Raw genomic sequence first — 21444 nt, 5'->3', positions numbered from 1 at the left:
CCCGTGCTAACGAACATTGACCCCTGGTCAGACCGTCGTGAATTGATGCCTGCGCTCCTACCGGCCCTTGAGGCCTTTTTGTAATGGGCAGATCGCGAGCTGATCCAATGTTGGCCAGAAGCTGTTTGGAGCTTCCTCGAATAGGCCTGATACATAGATGCAACTGGGTACCAATGTTTGAAAAGCGGGTTGACAGTGGGGGCGAGTCCATACATAGGAGCGAGCTTGCTCGCGAAAGACCCACAGACGCTGCGTTCATTCAGCAAGCACGCGTTATCGTTGACGTTTTTCGCGAGCAAGCTCGCTCCTACAGGGGGTCAGGGGGAAGGGCCATTCAACCATTCCTGGTTGAGGGTCTCTGTATCCCCCAGGTACTCCAACAACCACGCCATGGCCGGCGACAGCTTGCTCTGCGCCCACGCCACACACGACGGGCTGGCCGGAAATGGTCGGCTCAATTGCAGCGCCACCAGCTCACCGCGCTCGATCCATGGCAACACCTGATGGGCCGGCGCCATTCCCACACACAGCCCATCGCGCAGGCAATCCAACGCCGAAGCCCAGTTGGGCACCACCAGGCGGCGCTGGTTATCCAGGGTCCAGGTGTCACGCTTGGGCAGATTGCGCGAGGTGTCGGTCATGCACAGCGAGGCGAAGGGGCGCAGTTGGTCATCACTGAGCAAGCCTTCTACCGTCGCCAATGGATGCCGGGTACTGACCACACACAACCAGTTCAGCAGGCCCATATCGCGGAAGCTGAAGTGGCTGGCCACCGGCACCGCGCTGGTGGCGCCGATCACGATGTCGGTGCGCTCATCGGCCAGCGCGTCCCATACGCCGTTGTACACCTCGTATTCGAGCAGCAATTCCACTTCGGGAAACTGCCGATAGAAGTCCAGCACCAGTTGGCGGCAACGTTGCGGTTTGACGATGGAGTCCACCGCCACCTTCAACTGACCGCTCCAACCATTGGCTACCTGTTGGCACAAGCGCCGGGTGCCGAGCATTTTTTTCATCACGCTGCGGGCCTCGTCGATAAACAGGCGGCCGGCGGGGGTCAGCTCCACATCGCGATGCCTGCGCACAAACAAGGGCACGGCCAGCCATTCTTCGAGCTGGCGTACGGTGTAACTGATGGCCGACGGTACGCGGTGCAGTTCCTGGGCGGCGGCGCTGAAGCTGCCGTGACGAGCGACGGCGTCGACCACGTCCAGAGAATATTCCGACCACATACGCGTTGCCTTCAAAATTATTGATGAGAGTGTCCAATTATTATCGCTTCACACAGATATTGTCAGCTTCATAATGGGTGCCAGTCAGCAAATAGTTTGATGGCAGTATCTACAAGGCTTCGATGAAAAATTCTTTTGGTTTTACCTGGTACTTGGCGGGGCTAAGCATGCTCGGCTATCTGGCCATGGACATGTACTTGCCGGCGTTTGGCGCCATGGGCGAGCAGTTGAATATTGGTGCTGGCGCGGTGGGCGCCAGCTTGAGTGTTTTCCTCGCCGGCTTTGCGCTGGGGCAGTTGGTGTGGGGGCCGCTCTCGGACCGCCTGGGGCGCAAGCCGATCCTGCTCGCGGGCCTGAGCCTGTTTGTGCTCGGTTGCCTGGGCATGTTCTGGGTCGAGACCGCTCCGCAACTGCTGGCGCTCCGGTTTATACAAGCGATTGGCGTGTGTGCCGCGGCCGTGAGCTGGCAGGCATTGGTGATTGACCGCTACCCGGCCGATAAGGCCCATCGGGTGTTTGCCAGCATCATGCCGTTGATGTCGCTGTCCCCGGCCCTCGCACCGCTGTTGGGCGCCATGGTGTTGAATCACTTTGGTTGGCAGGCGATCTTCGGCGTGTTGCTGGTGGTGTCGCTGTTGCTGCTGTTGCCGACCTTATTGCTGCGCAGCGTGCCCAAACGTGTGGAGCATAAGGGTGGACCCAAGCGCCTGGGGTATGGGCAGTTGCTCACCTCCAGGGTGTTCACCGGCAACGTGATGATCTTCGCCGCCTGTTCGGCCAGCTTCTTCGCTTGGCTCACGGCCTCGCCGTTCATCCTTGGCGGCATGGGCTACAGCCCGAACGACATTGGCCTGAGCTACGTACTGCCGACCCTGGCGTTTTTGGTTGGCGGCTACAGTTGCCGCAGCGCATTGCAGCACCTGGCGGGCAAGACCCTGTTGCCGTGGTTGCTGGCGGCGTATTGCCTGAGCATGGTGGCGCTGTACCTGGTGGCCACTTTGAGCGTGCCGACCCTGACCACCTTGTTGATTCCGTTCTGCCTGATGGCGCTGTGCAACGGCGCCAGCTACCCGATCGTGGTGGCGAATGCGCTGATGCCGTTTGCGGAAAACTCCGGCAAGGCGGCGGCTCTGCAAAATACCCTGCAGTTGGGCCTGTGCTTTCTGGCCAGCCTGCTGGTGTCGTCGATGATCGAGCAACCGCTGTTGATCACGGTGATTGTGATGCTGGCGACGGCGCCGTTGGCGGTATTGGGGTATTGGCTGGCACGGCCGAAGGGCAATTCTTCCGAACTGGCCAGCGCCTGAGCTGACAATACGATCAAAATGTGGGAGCTGGCTTGCCTGCGATAGCGGTGTATCAGTGCCAGACGGGCCAACAGACAGGCCGCTATCGCAGGCAAGCCAGCTCCCACACTTGAAGTGAGGCTCTTCAGTTAGAACGTCACTTCCATGTTCAGCGTCGGTGTTGAGGTGCGACTGCCACGGCCGCCGTCCACGCCGAACTTGTTGTGCCAGTACTCATAACCCACCCCCAGGTAAAGGTTCGGCTTGACGCTTTTACCCGGTTGCACCGCCACCATCAGCGCCGTGCGCATCAAGGCCTCCGCTGCCGTATCGCGGCCATGGTAATCCTCGCCTTTCTCCCCGACGTAGTTAATGAACCCCTGGAATTTCGCCGCATGGTTGCCGACTTCGAACGGGCGCATCCACGTCAGGTTGAGCATGTAGGTGTCGTCGAAGGTGTGGTTCGACTCTTGGGCGCCGGGAATGCCGGTGTGGTTCTTTTCCTTGTAGTACATCAGGCTCAGGTCCAGCACGCCGACGGTGTTGAACTTCAAGGTCGGGCCGATCACCAGCGCGCGCTTTTTGGCTGAGGCGAAGTTGTTGTTGCGGTTGGCGTCGAAACCCAGGGTCAGGGCGTAATCCTTGATCAATCCGGTACCCGGCGGCAGATCGAACACTCGCGAGGCGTACAGCTGGTGCCGGTAAACCGCATACACCTCGCTGCCGCCATGGTCGGTGCCCTTGCGTGGGTCGCGGCTGTCGGACAGGAACACATCGAGGTTGAGAAAGTTGCTGCCGTAGCGGTAGCCGCTGGCGTGGGTGAAGCTGTAGATGCGCTTGCTGAAATCGTCGGGGTTGTTCGGATTAGTGAAGTGCTGGCCGTAGCGAAACCCGACGCTGTTGTTCATCCATTCCACCGCGACAGCCTCGCCACCGCCCAGAAGGGTCAATGCAACGGTTGCGCCCTGTAGTGCCTTTTTCATTATTTTTGTCCTTTGGCGTTCTGGCTCATAACGGCCGAATTGTTTTTGTAACGCCGCTGGAGGGTATCTTGTTCGATTGATTGTATACAACTCTATGGACATACAGTCTGAACATTGCATACAGTGAGCGCACAACAAAAACAGAGAACCCCTCACCATGACTATCCCGAAGGCGTCACCACAGCGGCCCGAAGATGAAAATCTGGGCGTCGCCGCCAACATGGCTTACGGCCTGCAGCATGTGCTCACCATGTACGGCGGCATCGTCGCCGTGCCGTTGATCGTCGGCCAGGCAGCCGGGTTGTCGCCGGCGGATATCGGCCTGTTGATCGCCGCGTCGTTGTTCGCCGGTGGCCTGGCCACGTTGTTGCAAACCCTTGGCCTGCCGTTCTTTGGCTGTCAGTTGCCACTGGTGCAGGGCGTGTCGTTCGCAGGTGTGGCGACCATGGTGGCGATTGTCGGCAGCGACGGTGCAGGGGGGATCCCGGCGATTCTCGGTGCGGTGATGGCCGCGTCGTTGATTGGCCTGTTGATCACCCCGGTGTTTTCACGCATCACCAAGTTCTTCCCGCCGCTGGTGACGGGCATCGTGATCACCACCATCGGTCTGACGCTGATGCCCGTGGCGGCGCGCTGGGCCATGGGCGGCAACAGCCGGGCGGCGGATTTCGGCAGTATGTCGAATGTCGGCCTGGCGGCCCTGACCCTGGTGCTGGTGCTGCTGCTGAGCAAAATCGGCAGCGCCACCATCTCGCGCTTGTCGATCCTGCTGGCGATGGTGATCGGCACCGTGATCGCCGTGCTGCTTGGCATGGCTGACTTCTCCGGCGTCATGCAAGGGCCGATGTTTGGCTTTCCTGCGCCGTTCCACTTCGGTATGCCGACCTTCCATGTGGCGGCGATCATTTCCATGTGCATCGTGGTGATGGTGACGCTGGTGGAAACCTCGGCGGACATCCTCGCGGTGGGCGAGATCATCGACACCAAGGTGGACTCCAAGCGCCTGGGCAACGGCCTGCGCGCCGACATGCTGTCGAGTATGTTCGCGCCGATCTTCGGTTCGTTCACCCAAAGCGCGTTCGCCCAGAACGTTGGCCTGGTGGCGGTGACCGGCGTGAAGAGCCGCTTTGTGGTAGCGACCGGTGGGGTGTTTCTGGTGGTGCTGGGCCTGTTGCCCTTTATGGGGCGGGTGATCGCGGCGGTGCCCACTTCGGTGCTGGGCGGTGCGGGCATCGTGTTGTTCGGCACGGTGGCGGCCAGTGGTATTCGTACGCTGTCGAAGGTGGATTACCGCAACAACATGAACCTGATCATCGTTGCCACCTCCATCGGCTTTGGCATGATCCCCATCGCCGCACCAAGCTTCTACGATCAGTTCCCCAGCTGGTTCGCGACCATCTTCCACTCGGGCATCAGCTCGTCGGCGATCATGGCGATATTGCTGAACCTGGCATTCAACCACTTCACCGCCGGCAACTCGGACCAGCAGTCAGTGTTTGTGGCGGGGACTGAGCGCAGCTTGTGCTTTCGCGACGTGGCCGCGTTGCGCGATGGGGATTACTACCGGGGTGGGAAGTTGTTTGATGCCGAAGGTAAGGAGATTCCGTTGGTGGCCGATGCCCTGAGGAAAACATCCAAGCCTGAGACCAGCGAGGTTTAACGAGCGACCCCGTGTACCCTGTGGGAGCTGGCAAGCCAGCTCCCACAGGGATTCAGCCGGCCTTGAGGGCTTTGTGCGGCAACGAACACACCTCATCCAAAAACTTCACCACAGTCCCCATACACGCCTGGCGTTCTTCCACATGGGGCATGTGGCTGGAGTCTTCAAACAGTGCCCAGCGCACATCCGCGATCTCGTCCAGGAACGGTTTGACCACCAGCGGCGTGGCTTCGTCATGCCGCCCGGAAATTACCAGGGTTGGCACCTTGATGGCTGACAGGCGGCCAATCACGTTCCAGTCTTTCAAGCTGCCGATCACGTGGAATTCAGTCGGGCCGCTCATGGCGTGATACACCGTCGGGTCGGCATCGACCTGGGCGAAGGTGCGCGCCACTTCTTCCGGCCATGGGTTGACTCGGCACACGTGCTGGTCATAGAAAATCCGCGAGGCCGCCAGGTATTCCGGGTCTTGGTAGGTACCGGCCTGTTCGTGTTTGAGCAGGGTTTCGTGCACGCCTTCGGGCAGCAGCATACGCAGGCGATTGGCTTCGCTGACCCAGGTACGCATACAGGTCGGTGAATTGGCGGGGATGAATGCGCGCAGGCCCTTGGGCTGCAAGATCGCGTGTTCGCTGCCCAGCATACCGCCCCAGGATTGACCGAGGATCGCGTAGTTCTCGCTGATTTGCAGGTGGTCCAGCAGGTTGTTCAGCTCGTCGAGGAATAGGCCGATGGTCCAGAACGAAGGATCTTTGTGGGGCAGGTGCGTGGAACGGCCATTGCCCAGTTGGTCATAGTGGATCACCGCGTGGCCGCTGGCGGCCACATCCTTGAAGGCATCGACGTAATCGTGGGTGCAGCCCGGGCCGCCGTGGATGATCACCAGCGGCGTGCGGCCCGTGCTCAGGTCACCGGTGACGCGATACCAGGTCTGGTAGGCGCCAAAGGGTGCGTAGCCTTCGCGAACTTTTTCGATGAATTCCATTTCGTACCCCCTGAAAAAAATGATCAGGGTTACGATAATCTGAACAAAAAGTTTAGGTAACTAGCAAAACAGCTAGGTTTTTACGAAAACTCAAGCTTCCAGCAAACGGTAATGGGTCGCTCGCACCACCGCTTGGACGCGGTTCTTGGCCCCCAGTTTGTGCATGGCCGAAGCCAGGTGCAGGGTCACTACCGCCAGGGAACGGCTGAGTTTCGTGGCGATTTCGGCGGCGGTCAGCCCGTCGGCGGCCCATTTCAGGCATTCGCGTTCGCGCTTGGTCAGGTGGATATGCGGATAGGTGCGCAGCTCCTTGCTGAACAGCGGGTAAGCCGCTTCCTGCAAGGCATGGGTAATCAGGCTGAAATCGGCGAGTGTGTGCTGTGCGTCCTTCAACACCGTGCGTGCCTTGCCGGTGCGCAGGCCGGTCAGTGATGCGAAGCCACCCCGGGGCAAGTGAATGGGCACGCTGACGCCGCAGGTCAGTTCACGTTCGTGCAGGTACGAGGAAACGGGGGCGTGGCACGGGTCGATAATTTTTTGCAGGGCAGTCTCGGTTTTCGCTTCGTAGGACCAGACAAACGGCGATACCGTGCTCAACGCCAGGTGTTGCACCGGGTCGATCTGGTAAAACCCTTCGCCGCACCATAAGGCGTGCCAGTCGGGCGGTGTGTTGCGCAGTTGCAACACCGAGGGGGTAATCAGCGCGCCATCCAGGTCGATGGGCACCGGGGTGTAGTCGTACACCAGCGCATCGAAGCCCAGTTGTTGGGCAAGGATAAACGTATTGTCCATCTGTTCATCCAGGCTCCTGCCCGGCATGAGACGGTTATTGAAGGCGGTCAGCTTGGCCAGCATCCGTTCTGCTCCCGAATTCATTTGAATCTCGACTTGCGGCAAGTAGAATGCCACGCCCCGGCGAAGGACAGCCAGGCCAAACCTATAAGAAATACTAGGTTATGGACGCACGGTATCCTCGGTAGTGTTGACCTGATAAACGGCCGCTACCCGCCAGGCCGATACAACACAAGGAATGTATGCATGTGGCGTGAAATTGCCCCCGACCAGCAGTACAACGTACAAGTCGACGGCCATAACCTCGTGGTCTACAGCTTTGGCGAAGGCGATGAAGTGCTGCTGTGTCTCAACGGCGGCCCTGGCCTGCCATGTGACTATCTGCGTGACGCTCATGGCTGGCTCAAAGCGCATAACCTGCGAGTGGTTGCATTCGACCAGCTTGGCACGGGCGCATCAGCCAGACCGACCGATGTTGCACTGTGGGAAATCCGCCGTTATGTCGAAGAAGTCGAGACCGTGCGCCAGGCGCTGGGCCTGGGCCGCGTGCATTTGCTCGGGCATTCCTGGGGCGGTTGGCTCGGTATCGAATACGCCATCCACTACCCCGATGCGCTCAAAAGCCTGATCCTGGAAAACACCGTCGGCGACATTCCCCATCTGTCCCGGGAACTCGAACGCCTGCGTGGCGCCCTGGGCAGCGAAACCGTGGCCATGATGCAGCGCCACGAAGCCATGGGCACCCTCGATCACCCGCAATACCAGGCCGCCATCACCTTGCTCAACTACCGCCATGTGTGCCGCCTCGACGAGTGGCCGCAGCCGCTGAAACGCTCCCTGGGCGATTGGAACATGGGGCCTTACGCAACCATGCAAGGTCCCAACGAGTTCCTCTACATCGGCAACCTCAAGGACTGGAACCGCCTCAAGGAGATGGGCGAGTTCACGATGCCGATTCTGATCACCACCGGTCAGCACGACGAACTGACCCCCGCCTGCGCCATGCGCATGAAGCTGGCCGCCACCCACGCCGAGCTGCATGTATTCCCCAACAGCAGCCATATGCCGTTTTATGAGGAACCCCAGGCGTACTTCCCGGTGCTGCTGGACTTTCTCGCTCGCCACCGAGGCTGACGGATGAACCTGGCGCGATACCGTTTTGTCCTGTCCCGGCCGCTGCAGTTGCTGCCGGTGCTGTTTGGCATCAGCCTGATCACCTTTGTATTGGTGCGCTCGATCCCCGGCGACCCGGCGCGGGCCCTGCTGGGCTCGCGCAGTACGCCGGATGCACTGCTGAAAATCCGTGCCCAGTTCGGCCTCGACCAGCCGTTGTGGATGCAATATTTCTACTTCCTGAAAAACCTGCTCAAGGGCGACCTCGGCCAATCGCTGCTGTACAAGGTCGACGCGCTGAAACTGATCGTCACCCGCATTGAGCCGACGCTGGTGCTGGTGCTGGGCAGCGTGGTCCTGGCGTTGCTGATCGCGGTGCCGCTGGCGACCGTGGCGGCGCGTCACAAAGGCGGTTGGGCGGACAACCTGATCCGCGTTTTCACCACGGTCGGCCTGGGGATGCCGGCATTCTGGCTGGGGTTGATGCTGATCCTGCTGCTGAGCGTGCAATGGGGCCTGTTCCCGGTGTCTGGCTATGGGCGGACCTGGCTGGACAAGGCCCACCATATGCTGTTGCCGTGCCTGACCATCGCCCTGGCGCTGTCGGCGGTGCTGGTGCGCAACCTGCGGGCGAGCATGTTGATGGAACTGCAGGCCGATCATGTCACCGCCGCCCGGGCCCGGGGCTTGTCGGAGGCCGCGGTGTTTCGGCGGCATGTGCTGCCCAATTCCCTGGTGCCGGCGGTTAACCTGCTGGCGGTCAACATCGGTTGGCTGATCAGCGGCACGGTGGTCATCGAAAGCCTGTTTGCAATTCCGGGCATCGGCCAATTGCTGGTGCGCGGCATTTTCACCCGTGACTACATGGTGGTGCAGGGCGTGGCGATGGTGCTGGCCTGTGCCACGGTGGTGGTCAACTTCGTTGCCGATGTAGTGACAGTCGCCCTCGACCCAAGGGTGAAGATGCAATGAGCAGCCGCCCACTGATTGCACCCTGGCGTTTGCGCCTGCGCTTTGGCTTTCGCAATGGCCGCCTGACCGCCGCCTGGGGCCTGCTGATTCTGTTGGTGTGGTTGGCCCTGGCGCTGTTTGCGCCGTGGATCGCACCGTTTGACCCGATTGCGCAAAACACCGACATGAGCTTGCTGGCGCCCAGCCTTGCCCATCCGTTGGGCACCGACAATTACGGCAGGGATATCCTCTCAAGGGTTATCTGGGGGGCGCGCATCGACCTGCAACTGGCGATTGTCGGGGTGATCTTCCCGTTCATCATCGGCACCTTCATCGGCGCGGTGTCGGGTTATGTGGGTGGGCGCTTCGACAGTTTCTGTATGCGCGTAATCGATGTGGTGCTGGCGTTCCCGTTTCTGGTGTTGATGCTGGCGATCATGGCCATTCTGGGGCCTGGCTTGCAGAGCTTTTATATCGCCATGGCGCTGGTGGGCTGGGTGTCGTATGCGCGGTTGATTCGCTCGCAGATCCTGGTGCTCAAGGAAAGCGAGTTTGCCCTGGCCGCCAAGAGCCTGGGGTTTGGTCATGGGCGCATTCTGTTCCGGCATTTGCTGCCCAATGCCTTGTTTGGCTCCATCGTATTTTCCATGTCCGACGCGGTGCTGGTGCTGCTCAATGGCGCCGCCGTGAGTTACCTGGGCCTGGGCGTGCAACCGCCTACCGCGGAGTGGGGGACGATGGTGGCCGAGGGGCAAGCCTTTATCACCACGGCCTGGTGGATTTGCACGTTTCCGGGTTTGGCCATTGTGACCCTGGCCATGGGCTTTAGCCTGTTGGCCGACGGTGTGGCGCAAATATTGGGGGACCGCTCGTGAGCCTGCTGCAAGTGCGCGATCTCAGCGTGATCGCCAACAACACCGGGCGTGATGTCACCCTGGTGGATCGCGTGTCCTTTGACCTGGCCGAAGGTGAGATCCTTGGCCTGGTGGGCGAGAGCGGTTCGGGCAAGACCATGGCCTGTCGCGGCCTGATGCGCTTGCTGCCATCGCCCAGCCTGCGCGTGCAAGGCGGCGCCGTACGCCTGGCCAGGCAGGACCTGTTGCAACTGGATGACGCCGGTATGCGCGCCGTGCGGGGCGGGCAACTGGGCATGATCTTCCAGAACCCCAGCAGCCACCTCGACCCGCTGATGCGCATCGGTGAGCAGATCGCCGAGGGCATCCGCCTGCATCAAGGCGCCTCGAAAAAAGACGCGCGCGCACAGGCTGTCGAGGTACTGCGCCAGGTTGGCATCCCGGACCCGCAGACGCGGGTCGACAGCTATCCCCATGAATTTTCCGGCGGTATGCGCCAGCGCGCGATGATCGCGGTGGCGCTGGGCTGCAACCCGAAAGTGCTGATCGCCGACGAGCCGACCACGGCCCTGGATGTGACGGTGCAGGCGCAAATCCTGCGGCTGTTGCTCGACCTGCGCGACCAGCGCGGCTTATCGATCATCATGATCACCCACGACCTGGGCGTGGTCGCACAAACCTGCGATTCCATCGCCGTGATGTACGCCGGGCGTCTGTGCGAGCACGGCAGCAAGTACGAACTGCTGGCCCGGCCGCAACATCCGTATACCGCTGGGCTGATCGACTGCCAGCCGGCCCACAGCAGCGGTCATGCATTGTTGCGCACCATCCCTGGCCAGCCGCCGTTGCTCGATGCCTTGCCTGACGGTTGCCGCTTTAATCCGCGCTGCCCGCAGGTCGGTGCCTTGTGTACCGAGCTGCTGCCCCAGGGCGCACGCGTGGCCTGTCACTATCCGTTGGGGGAACGCCCATGAGCCTGTTGCAGATCAAGGACCTGGAGGTGCGCTTTGCCGCGTCCGGCAGCGGCCTGTTCGGTTTGAACAAGCAGTGGGTGAGGGCGGTGAACGGAGTGTCACTGAACCTCGCCGCCGGTGAAACCCTCGGCCTGGTGGGCGAGTCCGGCAGCGGCAAAAGCACCCTGGGCCGAGCGATTTTGCACCTCAACCCGATCAGCGCCGGCCAAGTGCTGTTTGACGGGATCGACATGGCCCATGGCAGCGCTATCGATATTGCCCGCCTGCGCCATGAAACCGCGATGATTTTCCAGGATCCGTACGCCGCGCTGAATCCTCGGCACAGCATTGGCGAAACCCTTGCCGAAGTGCTGCGCGTGCAGCGCAAGGTGGCCGTGGAGCGGATCCCGGCGCGCGTCAACGAGTTGCTGGAGCTGGTGGGCCTGCGCCCCGAACTGGCCGGGCGTAAACCGGGCTCCCTCAGCGGCGGCCAGTGCCAGCGGGTGGGCATCGCTCGGGCACTGGCGGTGGAGCCGCGCCTGATCATTGCCGATGAATGCGTGGCGGCGCTGGATGTGTCGATCCAGGGCCAGATCATCAACCTGCTGCTGGAACTGCAACAACGCATGAATCTGGCGATCCTGTTTATCGCCCATGACCTGGCCATCGTGCGGCGCCTGTGCGACCGCGTGGCGGTGATGTACCTGGGCAAGATCGTCGAGGAAGGGCCGGTGGAGGCGGTGTTCACCACGCCGCGCCATCCCTATACGGCGGCGTTGATCGAGGCGATTCCCGAGATCGACCCCCATCGGTCGTTGCCCGCGCAGCCCCTGCCGGGTGAGCCACCCAGCCCGCTGAATTTGCCTGCAGGTTGTGCGTTTCACCCGCGTTGCCGGTATGCGCGGGCGGTGTGTTCCTCGGTGTTGCCGCCGACCCATTTCCTGCACGAGCACCGGTACAGTTGCGTGCTTGAAGAACCTTTGCTTTGACCTCTGCCATTCATTAACAAGGAGTTGTGATATGCAATCGCGCCACTTGAAGTTGCTCGCCGCCGCTACGCTGACCGCCTGGTCGTTGACCGCAGGCCTGGCCCAGGCCGCCGGTGTCCTCACCATCGGCTGCCGTGAAGACAGCACCACGTTCGATCCGATCAAAAGCGCGCAAAACCGCGACACCTGGGTGTTTGCCAACGTCTACGACACCCTGGTGCGCGTGGACAACCTGGGCACCAGGATGGAACCGGGCCTGGCCGAAAGCTGGGACATTTCCAAAGACGGCTTGACGTACACCTTCAAGCTGCGCGAGGCGAAGTTCTCCGACGGCTCGCCGATCACCGCTGCCGATGCCGCGTTCAGCCTGCTGCGCATCCGTGATAACAAGGCCTCCTTGTGGAGCGACCCGTTCAGCCTGATCAACACCGCCAAGGCCAGCGATCCCAAGACTCTGGTGGTCACTCTGAAAACCCCGGCGGTGGCCTTTCTCTCGCAACTGGCATCGCCGACGGTGTCGATCCTGTCGGAAAAAGCCATGACCGCGATGGGCGAAGACGCCTATTCGGAAAACCCGGTAACGTCCGGCGCGTTTACCGTGCAAGAGTGGCGCAAGGGCGACCGGGTGATCCTGAAGAAGAACCCGAATTTCTGGCAGGCCAACAACGTCAGCCTCGATGGCGTGGAGTGGGTGTCGGTGACCGACGACAACACCCGTATGCGCATGGTGCAGAACAACGAACTCGACACGGCGATCTTCGTACCGTTCTCGCGGGTTGAAGAGCTGAAGAAAGACAAGAACGTGGTGATCCACGCCGACCCGTCCACCCGTGAAGATCACCTGTTGATCAACCACGAGCACGGTTTGCTCGCCAAGCCGCAGGTACGTCAGGCATTGGACATGGCCATCGACAAGCAATCGCTGGTGAAAACCGCGACTTACGGTCAAGGCACTGTGGCGTACTCCTACATTCCCAAGGGGTCGCTGTACCACTACGCCAACAACCTGCAACGTCCTTATGACCCGACCGAGGCCAGAAAGCTGCTGGAAGAGGCCGGAGCCAAGGACTTGAAGCTCAATTACGTGGTCAACGCCGGCAACGAGGCTGATGAGCAGATTGCAGTGATCGTCAAGGACCAGTTGGCCAAGGTCGGTGTGACCGCCAACCTGCAAAAGGTCGACCCGACCCAAAGCTGGCAGATGCTGGTGGACGGTGAGTACGATATTTCGGTGATGTACTGGACCAACGACATTCTCGACCCGGACCAGAAAACCACCTTCGTACTGGGCCACGACACCAACCAGAACTACATGACCCGCTACAGGAACGACAAGGTCAAAGAGCTGGTAGCCGCCGCGCGAGTTGAGGCCGATCCGGCCAAGCGTGAGCAGATGTATGTCGAGTTGCAGAAACTGGCGAAACAGGATGTGAACTGGATTGACCTGTACTACAGCCCGTACATCAATATTTCACGCAAGAATGTGAGCAACTTCCTGCAAAATCCGTTGGGACGCTTCACCTTGGAGGAAGTGGTCAAAAACTGAGTTTTTAACAACACCACAAAGCAATGTGGGAGCTGGCTTGCCTGCGATGGCGATGGAACATTCACCACCGCTATCGCAGGCAAGCCAGCTCCCACCTTTGTTTTGCAGTGTGTCAGGGCTTACTGCGCATCGAAGGCCTGGCCGTTGATGCCCGCACTGTCCGGCCCCATCAGGTACAGGTACACCGGCATGATCTCTTCCGGCGCCGGCCTTTCCATCGGGTTCTCACCGGGATACGCCTGGGCCCGCATACTCGTGCGTGTACCACCCGGGTTGATGCTGTTGGCGCGCACTGCCGCGACATCTTCCAGCTCATCGGCCAGGGTTTGCATCAAACCTTCGGTGGCAAACTTGGACACACCATAAGCGCCCCAATACGCCCGGCCCTTGCGCCCGACGCTGCTGGAGGTGAACACCACCGACGCATCCTGGGACAGCTTGAGCAGCGGCAGCAAGGTGCTGGTCAGCATGAACATCGCGTTGACGTTCACATGCATCACTCGCATGAAGTTCTCGCCGGACAACTGCTCGATAGGCGTGCGCGGGCCGATGATCGAAGCGTTGTGCAACAGGCCGTCGAGGTGGCCGAATTCTTTTTCGATCATCGCTGCCAGCTCATCGTATTGATGGGGCAGGGCGGTCTCCAGGTTGAACGGGATCACCACCGGTTGCGGCTGGCCGGCGGCTTCGATCTCGTCATACACCTGGGCCAGGTTGGCTTCGGTCTTGCCCAACAACAGCACGGTGGCGCCATGGGCGGCATAGGTTTTTGCCGCTGCCGCGCCAATCCCGCGACCGGCGCCGGTTACCAGGATGGTCCGGCCTTTGAGCAGTTCTGGAGGGGCAGAATAATCAAACATAAATAGCCTCGACAAAATTCAAGGTGATACACCACTCAAAGTGGAATCCATTTCCTGTGGGAGCTGGCTTGCCTGCGATGGCGGAGTACCTGTCGGCAGATGTGCTGGCTGGCAGACCGCTATCGCAGGCAAGCCAGCTCCCACATCGATCTCAGTGTTGTTGAGATCTTCGAACAATCAGCAACTGCACAGCGCGTTATCCAGCACCTTGCGCAATTCCAGCGGGTGATCCACCACCACGTCCGCGCCCCAGTGGCGCGGGTTGTCGTCCGGATGGATATAGCCATAGGTGACCGCCGCCGTGCGCGTACCGGCATCGCGGCCGGATTCGATGTCGCGCAGGTCATCGCCCACGAACAGCACGCTGGCCGGGTCCAGGTCGAGCAGCTTGCACGCCAGAATCATCGGCTCCGGGTCCGGCTTGCTGTTTTTTACATGGTCCGGGCAGATCAACACGGCCGAACGCTCGGCCAGGCCCAGGCGCTGCATGATCGGTTCGGCAAAGCGCACCGGCTTGTTGGTGACCACGCCCCAGATCAGCTTGGCTTTCTCGATGTCTTCCAGCAGCTCGGCCATGCCGTCGAACAGTTTGCTGTGCACTGCGCAATCTTTGAGGTAACGCTCCAGGAATTCCTGGCGCAGCTCTTCAAAGCCTGGGGATTCAGGATCCATCGAGAAGGTCACGGCAACCATCGCCCGGGCACCGCCGGAGATTTCATCGCGGATGTGCTGCGGGTTGATCGGTTCCAGGCCGCGGTCGGCGCGCATGGCCTGGCAGATGGCGATAAAGTCCGGCGCGGTATCCAGCAGGGTACCGTCCATGTCGAAGAGAACCGCTCGCAACTTCACAGGCTTACTCCTCGCGCAGGGTCTGGATCATGTAGTTGACGTCAACATCGTTGGCCAGCTTGTAGTGCTTGGTCAGCGGGTTGTAGGTCAGGCCGATGATGTCCTTGACGGTCAGCCCGGCCTGACGGCTCCACGCACCCAGCTCGGAAGGGCGGATGAATTTCTTGAAGTCATGGGTGCCACGCGGCAGCAGCTTCATGATGTATTCGGCGCCAATGATCGCGAACAGGTAAGCCTTGGGGTTGCGGTTGATGGTGGAGAAGAACACCTGGCCGCCGGGTTTGACCATGCGGAAGCACGCACGGATCACCGAGGACGGGTCCGGCACGTGTTCCAGCATCTCAAGGCAGGTGACCACGTCGAACTGCTCGGGCATTTCCTCGGCCAGGGCTTCGGCGGTGATCTGGCGGTACTCCACGCTCACGCCGGATTCGAGCTGGTGCAATTGCGCCACGGCCAGCGGCGCTTCGCCCATGTCGATGCCCATCACGGTCGCGCCGCGCTGGGCCATGGCTTCGCTGAGGATGCCGCCGCCGCAACCCACATCCAGCACCTTCTTGCCGGCCAGGTTGACGCGTTCGTCAATCCAGTTGACCCGCAGCGGGTTGATGTCGTGCAGCGGTTTGAACTCGCTCTCGCGGTCCCACCAGCGGTGGGCGAGGGCTTCGAATTTGGCGATTTCGGCGTGGTCGACGTTGCTCATGGTCAATCCTCTGAATCTGATAAGTCGGTGGTCGCGGCTGAACGTGCAGGTTCAACCGCGGCGTTATTCGTGGTGCCCGCTGATGCGTTGGCCCCAGGCAATGGCCGTGGCGGTCAACTGTTGTTCATCCATGCGGGTCAATCGCCGGTCGTCGAGCAATGGCTTGCCGGCGACCCAAAGGTGTTTCACGCAATCGCGTCCGGTGGCATATATAAGCTGTGAGACCGGATCGTAGATCGGTTGTTGCGCCAGCCCCGACAGATCGAAGGCGACTATATCTGCGGCCTTGCCGACTTCCAGCGAGCCGATCTCGCTTTCCAGGCCCATGGCCCGTGCACCGTTGAGCGTCGCCATGCGCAGGGCGCGGTGGGCGTCCAGAGCGGTGGCCGAGCCGGCAACGGCTTTGGCCAGCATCGCAGCGGTACGGGTTTCGCCCAGCAGGTCCAGGTCATTGTTACTGGCGGCGCCGTCGGTGCCGATGGCCACATTGACCCCAGCCTGCCACAAGCGCTCCACCGGGCAAAAGCCGCTGGCCAGTTTCAGGTTCGATTCCGGGCAATGGATTACGCTGGTGTTGCTTTCTACCAGCAAAGCCAGGTCTTCCTCGCTGATTTGGGTCATATGAACGGCCTGGAAGCGCGGCCCGAGCAAGCCGAGGCGGCCCAGGCGCGCCAATGGCCGCTCGCCGGTCTGCTCCACGGCTTGTTGCACTTCAAAGGCTGTTTCATGCACATGCATATGGATCGCTGCGTCCAGTTCTTCGGCGATCACCCGGATCTTTTCCAGGTTGGCGTCGCACACGGTGTAGGGCGCGTGGGGGCCGAAGGTAATCTTGATGCGCGGGTGGTGCTTGAGGTCGCCGAACAGCTCGATGCCCTGGCGCAGGGCTTCGTCGGCAGTGCTGGCGCCGGGAATCGGGAAGTCGAGGATCGGCATGGCGATCTGCGCGCGCATACCGCTGTTATGCACGCAATCGCTGGCGACCTTGGGGAAGAAGTACATGTCGGAGAAGCAGGTGATGCCGCCCTTGATCTGTTCGGCGATGGCCAGGTTGGTGCCGTCGCGCACAAAGGCTTCATCGACCCACTTGGCTTCGGCCGGCCAGATGTGTTTTTCCAGCCAGGTCATCAGCGGCAGGTCATCGGCCAGGCCACGGAACAGGCTCATTGCCGCATGGCCGTGGGCGTTGATCAGGCCAGGGCTGAGCAACATGCCAGGCAGTTCGCGCACCTCATTGGCCGCAAGCTTCAATGCCGCGGCCCGTGGGCCGATAAAGGCAATGCGCCCGTCGCGGATGCCCAGGCCATGCTCCTTGAGCACCACGCCGGCAGGTTCGACCGGTACCAGCCAGGTCGGCAAGAGCAACAGGTCGAGCGGGGCGGCAGTGGAGGTCATCGCAGGCTTCTTCCCGGGCAGCTATAAAAGAAGGGCGAAGTATACCCGAGCGTCCTGGCTGGCGGATCGCTATAATCCGCGGCTTTTGTTCATAAGTGCGGGGTAAGGGATGCGCGACCGACTGTTGGCTGCAGAGAAAGTGAAGGCCATCGATTGGCGTGACGGCGCGCTGTACCTGCTCGATCAGCGCGTGTTGCCGTCCCGGGAGAGCTGGGTGGCCTGCCATACCGTCGCGGCGGTGGCCGAGGCCATCCGTTCGATGCTGGTGCGGGGCGCGGCGGCCGTCGGCATCAGTGCCGCCTATGGCCTGGTACTGGCCGCCCGTGAACGCATTGCCGAGGGCGGCGACTGGCAAGCGGCGTGGGAGGAAGACTACGCACTGCTGGCCGACAGCCGCCCGACCGGGTCGAACCTGTTCTGGGCCCTCAAGAACATGCGCGACTGCCTGGACCGCCTCAAGCCGCACGCCGATCCGGTGGCCGTGCTGGAAGCCCAAGCCATTGCGATTCATGAAAGCGACCGCGAGGCCAATGTGGTCATGGCCCAACTGGGCATGGAGCGGATTCGCAAGCACCAGGGCAACGCCCAGGCGATCCTCACCCATGGCAACACCGGCGCGCTGGCCACAGGCGGGGTCGGCACGGCCCATGGCGTGATTCGCGCGGCGTTCCTGGAAGGGCTGGTCGAGCAGGTCTATGTCAACGAAACCCGCCCATGGCTGCAAGGCTCGCGTCTGACCGCGTGGGAGTTGGCGGGCGAGGGCATCCCGGTGACGGTGAATGCCGACTCCGCCGGGGCGCACATCCTCAAGACCAAAGGCGTGACCTGGGTGGTGGTCGGTGCCGACTGTATTGCCGCCAATGGCGATGTGATCAGCAAGATCGGCACCTACCAGCTGGCCGTTTGCGCCATGCACCATGGCGTGCGCTTTATGGTGGTGGCGTCGAGTTCGACGCTCGATTTGATGATGGCTACTGGCGATGATGTTGCACTGGAGGCGCGCGATCCCGCTGAGCTGCTGGACGTCATGGGGCAGCGCCTGGAGGTTGATGCGTTTAACCCGGTGTTTGATGTGACGCCGGCTGACTTGATTGATGTGATCGTGACTGAGAAGGGCGTGGTTGAGCGGCCGGATACTGCCAAATTGGCCAGGTTGATGTGCCGTAAGCGCCTGCATTGAGGGCTTTGGTGTCTGTGAGATAGCAATCGGGGGCAAGCCCCCTCCCACATTTTGACTGTGTTCACAATTCAAGTGTGGGAGGGGGCTAGCCCCCGATTGGGCTCGAAAGTCAATAAAACCCTCGGATCCACCCTCAAAAAACAGCATCACCCCACCTCTGAGCCCCTCTCGTCCCCTTCAAGCCTGTCACCCGTCAAATTACTAGCCTCCATGCGCATCAGGGGGATAGGTGCGTGGCGGCGATTGTGATAACATCCGGCGGTTTCCAGGGCTGCCCCGAGGGGTTGCCTATAACGCGCAGATCCGTGTCATAACTCGTTGATTTGTCGTAAGTCGTTGTCAGGCACCGTGCCGGCAGCGGCGAGCTTCGTTCGTCCCGAATGGATGTGACGAGGTTTCACCCGAAAAAGGAATCAGGCTTCTCATGGGCGAACTGGCCAAAGAAATCCTCCCGGTCAATATCGAAGACGAGCTGAAACAGTCCTACCTCGACTACGCGATGAGCGTAATTGTCGGTCGGGCACTGCCTGATGCGCGCGATGGCTTGAAGCCCGTGCACCGGCGTGTGCTGTTCGCGATGAGCGAGCTGGGTAACGACTGGAACAAGCCGTACAAGAAATCTGCCCGTGTTGTCGGTGACGTGATCGGTAAGTATCACCCTCACGGCGACACTGCGGTGTACGACACCATCGTTCGGATGGCGCAGCCGTTTTCCCTGCGCTACCTGCTGGTAGACGGCCAGGGCAACTTCGGTTCGGTCGACGGCGACAACGCCGCGGCCATGCGATACACCGAAGTGCGCATGACCAAGCTGGCGCACGAGCTGCTGGCCGACCTGCACAAAGAAACCGTGGACTGGGTGCCGAACTACGACGGCACTGAAATGATCCCGGCCGTCATGCCCACCAAGATCCCCAACCTGCTGGTCAACGGTTCCAGCGGTATCGCCGTGGGCATGGCCACCAACATTCCGCCGCACAACCTCGGTGAAGTCATCGACGGTTGCCTGGCGCTTATCGACAACCCCGAGCTGACCGTCGATGAGCTGATGCAGTACATCCCCGGCCCGGACTTCCCGACCGCCGCGATCATCAACGGTCGCGCCGGCATCATCGAAGCCTACCGCACCGGTCGCGGACGCATTTACATGCGTGCCCGCTCGATGATCGAAGACATCGACAAGGTCGGTGGCCGCCAGCAGATCGTCATCACCGAACTCCCGTACCAGCTGAACAAGGCACGTCTGATCGAGAAGATCGCCGAGCTGGTTAAAGAGAAGAAGCTGGAAGGCATCACCGAGCTGCGCGACGAGTCCGACAAAGACGGTATGCGCGTAGTAATCGAGCTGCGTCGTGGCGAAGTGCCTGAGGTGATCCTCAACAACCTCTACGCCCAGACCCAGCTGCAAAGCGTGTTTGGTATCAACGTGGTTGCCCTGATCGACGGCCGTCCGCGCATCCTGAACCTCAAGGACCTGCTGGAAGCCTTCGTGCGTCACCGTCGCGAAGTGGTGACCCGCCGTACCGTGTTCGAACTGCGCAAGGCCCGCGAGCGCGGCCATATCCTGGAAGGCCAGGCGGTTGCGTTGTCGAACATCGACCCGGTGATCGCCCTGATCAAGGCCTCGCCAACCCCGTCGGAAGCCAAGGAAGCGTTGATCAGCACGCCTTGGGAATCCAGCGCCGTGGTGGCCATGGTTGAACGTGCCGGTGCCGACTCGTGCCGTCCGGAGACCCTGGACCCGCAATACGGCCTGCGTGAAGGCAAGTACTTCCTGTCGCCGGAGCAGGCCCAGGCCATTCTGGAACTGCGCCTGCACCGCCTGACCGGTCTTGAGCACGAGAAGCTGCTGGCCGAGTACCAGGAGATCCTCAACCAGATCGGCGAGTTGATCCGCATCCTCAGCAGCGCCGTGCGCCTGATGGAAGTGATCCGCGAAGAACTGGAAGTGATCCGTGCCGAATACGGCGACGTGCGCCGCACCGAAATCCTCGATGCACGCCTGGACCTGACCCTGGGTGACATGATCCCGGAAGAAGAGCGCGTGGTGACCATCTCCCACGGTGGCTATGCCAAGACCCAGCCATTGGCTGCGTACCAGGCCCAGCGTCGTGGCGGTAAAGGTAAATCGGCTACCGGCGTGAAGGATGAGGACTACATCGCTCACCTGCTGGTCGCCAACAGCCACACCACGCTGTTGCTGTTCTCCAGCAAGGGCAAGGTGTATTGGCTCAAAACCTACGAGATCCCGGAAGCCTCCCGTGCCGCCCGTGGCCGTCCGTTGGTCAACCTGCTGCCGCTGGACAGTGATGAATACATCACCACCATGCTGCCGGTCGAGGAATACACCGAAGGTCATTTCATCTTCATGGCCACCGCCAAGGGCACCGTGAAGAAGACCCCGCTGGAATCCTTCAGCCGTCAACGCAGCGTGGGCCTGATCGCCCTGGAGCTGGACGAAGGTGACGTACTGATTTCCGCGGCCATTACCGATGGTGAGCGCGAAGTCATGCTGTTCTCCGATGGCGGCAAGGTTACGCGCTTCAAGGAATCCGACGTGCGCGCCATGGGCCGTACCGCCCGCGGTGTGCGCGGTATGCGCCTGCCGGAAGGGCAGAAGCTGATTTCGATGCTGATCCCGGAAGAAGGCAGCCAGATCCTCACCGCTTCCGAGCGTGGCTATGGCAAGCGTACTGCCATCAGCGAGTTCCCGGAGTACAAGCGTGGCGGCCAGGGCGTGATCGCCATGGTCAGCAACGACCGCAACGGCCGTCTGGTCGGCGCGGTGCAGGTGCTCGATGGCGAGGAGATCATGCTGATCTCCGACCAGGGCACCCTGGTGCGTACCCGTGTGGCTGAAGTGTCGAGCCTGGGCCGTAACACCCAGGGCGTGACCCTGATCAAGCTGGCCAAGGACGAGAAGCTGGTTGGTCTGGAGCGTGTGCAGGAGCCATCGGAAGTCGAAGGCGAAGAGCTCGAAGGTGAGGAATTTGAAGGCGAGGTGATCGCAGCTGGCGATGACAACGTTGACGAGCCAACCCTCGACGCTGCCGCAGACGAAGAAGAACCGCAGGAATAAGCGGACACACAGGGGGCGGATGAAGATTCGCCCC

The 21444-nt window shown here is 61.1% G+C and carries 18 protein-coding genes; 10 read left to right on the top strand and 8 right to left on the bottom strand.

Going from position 1 to position 21444, the window contains the following annotated elements; translation table 11 throughout:
* Positions 1-317: 317 nt before the first annotated feature.
* Positions 318-1232 carry a DNA-binding transcriptional activator PunR gene (gene punR, locus TX23_RS20960; protein ID WP_057703844.1) on the bottom strand — a complete coding sequence of 305 codons (915 nt, stop codon included), beginning with the start codon at positions 1230-1232 and terminating at the stop codon, positions 318-320.
* A 122-nt stretch (positions 1233-1354) separates the two neighbouring features.
* Between punR and punC the strand changes: the two genes are divergently transcribed.
* Positions 1355-2539, top strand: a complete 1185-nt coding sequence (punC, locus tag TX23_RS20955; RefSeq protein ID WP_057703843.1) for a purine nucleoside transporter PunC — start codon at positions 1355-1357, stop codon at positions 2537-2539.
* A gap of 128 nt (positions 2540-2667) precedes the next feature.
* Here punC and TX23_RS20950 read toward each other — a convergent pair whose 3' ends face one another.
* The gene (locus tag TX23_RS20950) at positions 2668-3501 is read right to left on the bottom strand and encodes a nucleoside-binding protein (RefSeq protein ID WP_057703842.1); all 834 of its coding nucleotides are present in this window, start codon (positions 3499-3501) and stop codon (positions 2668-2670) included.
* A gap of 157 nt (positions 3502-3658) precedes the next feature.
* Here TX23_RS20950 and TX23_RS20945 point away from each other — a divergent pair, with 157 nt between their 5' ends.
* Positions 3659-5161, top strand: coding sequence for a nucleobase:cation symporter-2 family protein (locus tag TX23_RS20945; RefSeq protein WP_057703841.1), 1503 nt, complete (start codon positions 3659-3661; stop codon positions 5159-5161).
* 52 nt (positions 5162-5213) lie between these two features.
* Here the strand turns inward: TX23_RS20945 and TX23_RS20940 are convergent, their stop codons facing one another.
* Complete coding sequence (locus TX23_RS20940; RefSeq protein ID WP_057703840.1) at positions 5214-6146, bottom strand: proline iminopeptidase-family hydrolase; 933 nt, start codon at positions 6144-6146, stop codon at positions 5214-5216.
* Between the two features lie 90 nt (positions 6147-6236).
* Entirely contained in the window at positions 6237-7001 is a 765-nt protein-coding gene (locus tag TX23_RS20935) for a LuxR family transcriptional regulator (RefSeq protein WP_057703839.1), read from the bottom strand.
* Between the two features lie 183 nt (positions 7002-7184).
* Between TX23_RS20935 and TX23_RS20930 the strand changes: the two genes are divergently transcribed.
* The 6 genes from TX23_RS20930 to TX23_RS20905 are packed head-to-tail and all read left to right on the top strand — an operon-like array spanning position 7185 to position 13344.
* Positions 7185-8072, top strand: coding sequence for a proline iminopeptidase-family hydrolase (locus tag TX23_RS20930; protein WP_057703838.1), 888 nt, complete (start codon positions 7185-7187; stop codon positions 8070-8072).
* A 3-nt stretch (positions 8073-8075) separates the two neighbouring features.
* A complete protein-coding gene (locus TX23_RS20925) occupies positions 8076-9023 on the top strand; it encodes an ABC transporter permease (RefSeq protein ID WP_057703837.1) in 948 nt (315 codons plus the stop codon).
* On the top strand, positions 9020-9877 hold the full coding sequence (locus tag TX23_RS20920) for an ABC transporter permease (protein WP_057703836.1): 858 nt from the start codon (positions 9020-9022) through the stop codon (positions 9875-9877). Before TX23_RS20925 ends, TX23_RS20920 begins: the two co-directional genes overlap by 4 nt.
* A complete protein-coding gene (locus TX23_RS20915; protein WP_057703835.1) occupies positions 9874-10830 on the top strand; it encodes an ABC transporter ATP-binding protein in 957 nt (318 codons plus the stop codon). The genes TX23_RS20920 and TX23_RS20915 overlap by 4 nt, the downstream gene beginning before the upstream one ends.
* Complete coding sequence (locus TX23_RS20910) at positions 10827-11798, top strand: ABC transporter ATP-binding protein (protein WP_057703834.1); 972 nt, start codon at positions 10827-10829, stop codon at positions 11796-11798. The genes TX23_RS20915 and TX23_RS20910 overlap by 4 nt, the downstream gene beginning before the upstream one ends.
* A gap of 31 nt (positions 11799-11829) precedes the next feature.
* The gene (locus TX23_RS20905) at positions 11830-13344 is read left to right on the top strand and encodes an ABC transporter substrate-binding protein (RefSeq protein WP_057703833.1); all 1515 of its coding nucleotides are present in this window, start codon (positions 11830-11832) and stop codon (positions 13342-13344) included.
* A gap of 119 nt (positions 13345-13463) precedes the next feature.
* On the opposite strand, the gene TX23_RS20900 is transcribed toward TX23_RS20905, so the two are convergent.
* The 4 genes from TX23_RS20900 to TX23_RS20885 form a co-directional block, all read right to left on the bottom strand.
* Positions 13464-14204 (bottom strand): YciK family oxidoreductase, encoded by a 741-nt coding sequence (locus TX23_RS20900; RefSeq protein ID WP_057703832.1) that lies wholly within the window; start codon positions 14202-14204, stop codon positions 13464-13466.
* 177 nt (positions 14205-14381) lie between these two features.
* Entirely contained in the window at positions 14382-15053 is a 672-nt protein-coding gene (mupP, locus tag TX23_RS20895) for an N-acetylmuramic acid 6-phosphate phosphatase MupP (RefSeq protein WP_057703831.1), read from the bottom strand.
* A 4-nt stretch (positions 15054-15057) separates the two neighbouring features.
* The gene (ubiG, locus tag TX23_RS20890) at positions 15058-15756 is read right to left on the bottom strand and encodes a bifunctional 2-polyprenyl-6-hydroxyphenol methylase/3-demethylubiquinol 3-O-methyltransferase UbiG (RefSeq protein ID WP_003189760.1); all 699 of its coding nucleotides are present in this window, start codon (positions 15754-15756) and stop codon (positions 15058-15060) included.
* Positions 15757-15819: 63 nt separating this feature from the next.
* Positions 15820-17151, bottom strand: a complete 1332-nt coding sequence (locus TX23_RS20885; protein ID WP_057703830.1) for a TRZ/ATZ family hydrolase — start codon at positions 17149-17151, stop codon at positions 15820-15822.
* Between the two features lie 109 nt (positions 17152-17260).
* Here TX23_RS20885 and mtnA point away from each other — a divergent pair, with 109 nt between their 5' ends.
* Both mtnA and gyrA read left to right on the top strand, forming a co-directional pair.
* Positions 17261-18331 (top strand): S-methyl-5-thioribose-1-phosphate isomerase, encoded by a 1071-nt coding sequence (gene mtnA / locus TX23_RS20880; protein ID WP_057703829.1) that lies wholly within the window; start codon positions 17261-17263, stop codon positions 18329-18331.
* Between the two features lie 424 nt (positions 18332-18755).
* Positions 18756-21410 carry a DNA gyrase subunit A gene (gene gyrA / locus TX23_RS20875; RefSeq protein ID WP_032892792.1) on the top strand — a complete coding sequence of 885 codons (2655 nt, stop codon included), beginning with the start codon at positions 18756-18758 and terminating at the stop codon, positions 21408-21410.
* The last annotated feature ends 34 nt before the right edge of the window (positions 21411-21444 follow it).

Origin of the sequence: Pseudomonas paralactis, assembly GCF_001439735.1 — a bacterium.
Classification (GTDB): domain Bacteria; phylum Pseudomonadota; class Gammaproteobacteria; order Pseudomonadales; family Pseudomonadaceae; genus Aquipseudomonas; species Aquipseudomonas paralactis.
Note: the sequence above shows the minus strand (reverse complement) of the source record. Positions and strands in the feature narration are given on the sequence as shown.

What these genes read in the sequence shown, in the direction of transcription:
- mtnA (WP_057703829.1), top strand. Translation starts at nt 17,261, where the DNA reads ATGCGCGACCGACTGTTGGCTGCAGAGAAAGTGAAGGCCATCGATTGG.
- TX23_RS20925 (WP_057703837.1), top strand. Translation starts at nt 8,076, where the DNA reads ATGAACCTGGCGCGATACCGTTTTGTCCTGTCCCGGCCGCTGCAGTTG.
- TX23_RS20910 (WP_057703834.1), top strand. Translation starts at nt 10,827, where the DNA reads ATGAGCCTGTTGCAGATCAAGGACCTGGAGGTGCGCTTTGCCGCGTCC.
- TX23_RS20935 (WP_057703839.1), bottom strand. Translation starts at nt 7,001, where the DNA reads ATGCTGGCCAAGCTGACCGCCTTCAATAACCGTCTCATGCCGGGCAGG.
- punR (WP_057703844.1), bottom strand. Translation starts at nt 1,232, where the DNA reads ATGTGGTCGGAATATTCTCTGGACGTGGTCGACGCCGTCGCTCGTCAC.
- TX23_RS20905 (WP_057703833.1), top strand. Translation starts at nt 11,830, where the DNA reads ATGCAATCGCGCCACTTGAAGTTGCTCGCCGCCGCTACGCTGACCGCC.
- TX23_RS20920 (WP_057703836.1), top strand. Translation starts at nt 9,020, where the DNA reads ATGAGCAGCCGCCCACTGATTGCACCCTGGCGTTTGCGCCTGCGCTTT.
- TX23_RS20940 (WP_057703840.1), bottom strand. Translation starts at nt 6,146, where the DNA reads ATGGAATTCATCGAAAAAGTTCGCGAAGGCTACGCACCCTTTGGCGCC.
- TX23_RS20950 (WP_057703842.1), bottom strand. Translation starts at nt 3,501, where the DNA reads ATGAAAAAGGCACTACAGGGCGCAACCGTTGCATTGACCCTTCTGGGC.
- TX23_RS20885 (WP_057703830.1), bottom strand. Translation starts at nt 17,151, where the DNA reads ATGACCTCCACTGCCGCCCCGCTCGACCTGTTGCTCTTGCCGACCTGG.
- ubiG (WP_003189760.1), bottom strand. Translation starts at nt 15,756, where the DNA reads ATGAGCAACGTCGACCACGCCGAAATCGCCAAATTCGAAGCCCTCGCC.
- TX23_RS20945 (WP_057703841.1), top strand. Translation starts at nt 3,659, where the DNA reads ATGACTATCCCGAAGGCGTCACCACAGCGGCCCGAAGATGAAAATCTG.
- TX23_RS20900 (WP_057703832.1), bottom strand. Translation starts at nt 14,204, where the DNA reads ATGTTTGATTATTCTGCCCCTCCAGAACTGCTCAAAGGCCGGACCATC.
- punC (WP_057703843.1), top strand. Translation starts at nt 1,355, where the DNA reads ATGAAAAATTCTTTTGGTTTTACCTGGTACTTGGCGGGGCTAAGCATG.
- TX23_RS20930 (WP_057703838.1), top strand. Translation starts at nt 7,185, where the DNA reads ATGTGGCGTGAAATTGCCCCCGACCAGCAGTACAACGTACAAGTCGAC.
- gyrA (WP_032892792.1), top strand. Translation starts at nt 18,756, where the DNA reads ATGGGCGAACTGGCCAAAGAAATCCTCCCGGTCAATATCGAAGACGAG.